The following is a 3,704-nucleotide window of genomic DNA, read 5'->3' on the forward strand; positions in this document are numbered from 1 at the left end:
GCGCGCGGTGAGGTGCTTCTCCAGGATCCGGGCCATCGTCACGTACTGGGTGAAGACCAGCACCGAACCGCCCTCGGCCAGGATCGTGTCGAGCAGCTCGTCGAGGAGTTCCAGCTTCCCGGAGCGGGCGGCGCTCGGGCCCTTCGGCCCGTGCTCCTTGAGGCCGTGCTCCTTCTGGCCGTGCTCCTTCGCATACTGCGCCGGGTGGTTGCAGATCTGCTTGAGCGAGGTGAGCAGCTTGACCACCAGTCCGCGCCGCTCCATCCCGTCCGCCTCGTAGATCGCGGCGAGCGTCTCGCGCACCACCGCCTCGTACAGGCCCGCCTGTTCGTGGCTGAGCACCACGGTGTGGTCGGTCTCGGTCTTGGGCGGCAGCTCGGGCGCGATGCCCGGGTCGGACTTCTTGCGCCGCAGCAGGAACGGCCGTACCAGCGCGGACAGCCGGGCCGCCGCCCGAGGGTCCCGGCCGCTCTCGACCGGCTCTGCGTACCGGGTACGGAAGGTCGCGAGCCGGCCCAGCAGGCCGGGCGTGGTCCAGTCGAGGACGGCCCACAGTTCGGAGAGGTTGTTCTCCACCGGGGTGCCGGTGAGGGCCACCCGGGCCGCGGCGGGGATGGTGCGCAGGGCCTTGGCGGTGGAGGAGCGCGGATTCTTGACGTGCTGGGCCTCGTCCGCGACGACCATGCCCCAGGAAGTCGCGGCGAGGCGGGGCGCGTCCAGGCGCATCGTGCCGTACGTGGTGAGCACGAAGCCGTCGGTGAGGCCGTCGAGGGTGCGGCCCGCGCCGTGGAAGCGGCGTACGGGCGTGCCGGGCGCGAACCGCTCGATCTCCCGCTGCCAGTTCCCCAGCAGGGACGCCGGGCACACGACGAGCGTGGGGCCGGCGGTGGCGGGGTCCTGGGCACGGTGCAGGTGGAGGGCGATGAGGGTGATGGTCTTGCCGAGGCCCATGTCGTCGGCGAGGCAGGCGCCGAGGCCGAGTTCCGTCATCCGCGTGAGCCAGCCCAGACCGCGGAGCTGGTAGTCGCGCAGGTTGGCGCGCAGGGCCGCGGGCGCCCCGGGCCCGGGTGTGCCGGGAGCCTCGGGATCGGCGGTGAGCAGGGCGCGCAGCCGCTCCAGTGGACCCGTCGCCTGTACGTCGATACGCGCGCCGTCGATCTCCGCGGAGCCGGTCAGTACGGCGGCCAGGGCGTCGGCGGCCGACACTTCGCGGTCCCGGCGGGCGCGGGCCCGCCGGGCCTCGGCCGGGTCGATCAGGACCCACTGGTCCCGCAGTCGGACCAGGGGGCGGCTGGCGTCGGCGAGCCGGTCGAGTTCGGCGGCGGTCAGGTCGCCCTGGCCGCCCAGGGCGTAGCGCCAGGCGAAGGAGTGCAGGGCCCCGGGCGAGAGCAGGCCGGGGAGATCGGAGGCGGGGGCCGTGGCGGTGCCGCCGACGACCGCCCGGGCGGTGAGCGTACGGGCGAGTCCGCGCGGCCAGTGCACCTGCACCCCGTCGGCGGCCAGCGCCCGGCCGGCGTTCCCGAGCAGCTCCGCGACCTCCTCGTCGGCGAGGTCGACGGCGTCGGGGACGGCGGCGCCGAGCAGCGGATCGAGCGGGGGCCACAGCCGGGCGGCGCGGCGAAGGGCGCGCAGGGCGTCCATCCGGGCACGCGGCGGGAAGCCGGCCGCGGCGGCGCCGGAGCCGGCCCAGACGTCGGCGGCATCGGCGACCAGAGCGGCGTCGGCCAGGCTGTGCATCTGCAGGACCGCGCGGAAGGCCGGGCCGGACGCGGGGCCGGAAGCGAAGTCAGAATCGGAATCGGCCTCGATGGGCCGGTCCAGCTCGATCCGGAGCGAGATGCGAACGCCCGCGTCGTGCCCGGCGGCGATCTCGGCGGCCCAGCCGCGCAGCTCGGGGCGGTGCAGGGGCGCCACGGCGGCGTAGGCGGTCCCGCCGGCGGCGGTCGGCGCGGCGGGGGAGCGGGGCAGGGTGTCCGCGACGGCGTCGAGGAAGGCGCGCAGCAGCGGCTCCGGCGTCGGCAGCCGGGGCGGGCCCGCCGCGTCGAGGGGAACGCAGTGCGCGGAGGGCGGCATGGCGGCCGCCAGCTCCCGCACTTCCTCCAGGTCGGCGGCTTCGAGCGGGCCGAGCCGCCAGGCGTCGTACCCGGCGGGACTCAGCCCGGGCAGCAGCAGCCCGCGCGCGGCGAGCCGCAGGGCGAGCAGCGCGGCGGCGCCCCAGAAGACGGTCGGGGACACGGCGTCGGGAGCGATGCCGGAGGCGGCGGCCGCCCGGGCGCGGGTGAGCAGCGGCAGCGCAGCCGCGACGGGCATGACGAGGGCGGTCACGGCGGTGCGCCGCAGATCGGGACTGACCACGGTGATTTCCTCGGCGGAACCGAAGGCGGCACCAGCACCGACGCCGGAACCGGAACCGGAACCGAAACCGGCACCGAATCCCGAACCGGAACCGACGCCGATGCCGATGCGGCCGCTGTTACCGGAGCCGCTGCCGGTGCCGCCGACCGCAGCCGGAGGGGCGGCGGCTCCGTCGGGCTGCCAGAAGGCGATCCGGCCGCAGCGGGCCGGGTCGGCGGGCAGGAAAGCGGCGGAGCAGTGGATGAGGCCGGAGATCTCAGGGAGCACGCGTTCCTCAAATTTGACTACTGGACACGGGGCGGACGAGAGTACCTCGCTCGGACCCCCCGGGCGTCGGAGGCGGGCCGTGACCCGGGTCACTTCACGGAGCGTTCACGCGACCGGGAACGCGCGGCCAAAACCGTGCGTTGATGGGGGTAGTGGCCGACGCAGGAGGAGGTGTCCGCAGATGTCCACGAGCGGAAAGGTCGCGGTTGCCGGAGTCGTGGCAGCCATCGTGTTGTTCTGGTCGGTCGGGTTCTGGGCCGGCCTGTTGGTGCTGATCGGTGTCCCGACGGCTGCATACCTCCTGCTGGACTCCTCGCAGCGCCGTAAGGTGCGGGGCATATCCAGGAAGCGCATCGGCCGCTGACGGCGGCAGGGGGGGCATACATGAACACCGGGATGGATACCGCGCAGGCGGCGCAGGTCACTGCGGTCAGCAGCAATGGCGTGTACTCGTTCACGAAGCCCGCGCGGGAGCACATCACGCTGCTCGCCGGGCTCGGGGTCGAAGGGGACGTGCACTCGGGAGTGACCGTCAAGCACCGCTCCCGCGTGGCCCAGGACCCGACGCAGCCGAATCTCCGCCAGGTCCACCTGATCCACCGGGAGCTGTTCGACGAGGTGGCCGAAGCCGGCTTCAAGGTCGAGCCGGGCCAGCTCGGGGAGAACGTGACCACGCAGGGCATAGACCTGCTCGGCCTGCCGACCGGCACCCTGCTGCAACTCGGCGGCGAGGCGGTGGTCGAGGTGACCGGCCTGCGCAATCCGTGCCTGCAGATCGACAACTTCCAGAGCGGTCTGCTCAAGCAGCTGGTCAACCGCGACGCCGAGGGTCAGCTGGTCCTCAAGGGCGGGATCATGGGCGTGGTCCGCCAGGGCGGCACCATCCGTCCGGGCGACACCATCACGGTGACCCTCCCGTCGGAGCCGCACGTCCCGCTCGAGCGCGTCTGACCACGGCTGCCCCTTCCGCCACGCCCGGGGGGGGGGGGGGGGGGGGGGGGGGGCGGGGCGGGGGGGGGGGGGGAGGGGGGGGGGGGGGGGGGGGGGGGGGGGGGGGTGGGATCAAGCCGCCTCGGCGAACA

Annotated in this window: 3 protein-coding genes; 2 read left to right on the forward strand and 1 reads right to left on the reverse strand. The window is 74.4% G+C overall.

Going from position 1 to position 3,704, the window contains the following annotated elements; translation table 11 throughout:
• Positions 1–2,622, reverse strand: a 2,622-nt coding sequence (locus tag ACZ7GJ_RS05375; RefSeq protein ID WP_470749672.1) for a DEAD/DEAH box helicase, incomplete at its 3' end; no start/stop codon positions are given.
• 181 nt (positions 2,623–2,803) lie between these two features.
• On the opposite strand from ACZ7GJ_RS05375, the gene ACZ7GJ_RS05380 reads away from it, so the two are divergent.
• Positions 2,804–2,986: a hypothetical protein gene (locus tag ACZ7GJ_RS05380; RefSeq protein WP_470749674.1), complete on the forward strand. Its 183-nt coding sequence runs from the start codon at positions 2,804–2,806 to the stop codon at positions 2,984–2,986.
• 32 nt (positions 2,987–3,018) lie between these two features.
• On the forward strand, positions 3,019–3,573 hold the full coding sequence (locus ACZ7GJ_RS05385; protein WP_470749676.1) for an MOSC domain-containing protein: 555 nt from the start codon (positions 3,019–3,021) through the stop codon (positions 3,571–3,573).
• The last annotated feature ends 131 nt before the right edge of the window (positions 3,574–3,704 follow it).

This window comes from Streptomyces sp. NPDC037242 (genome assembly GCF_055604165.1).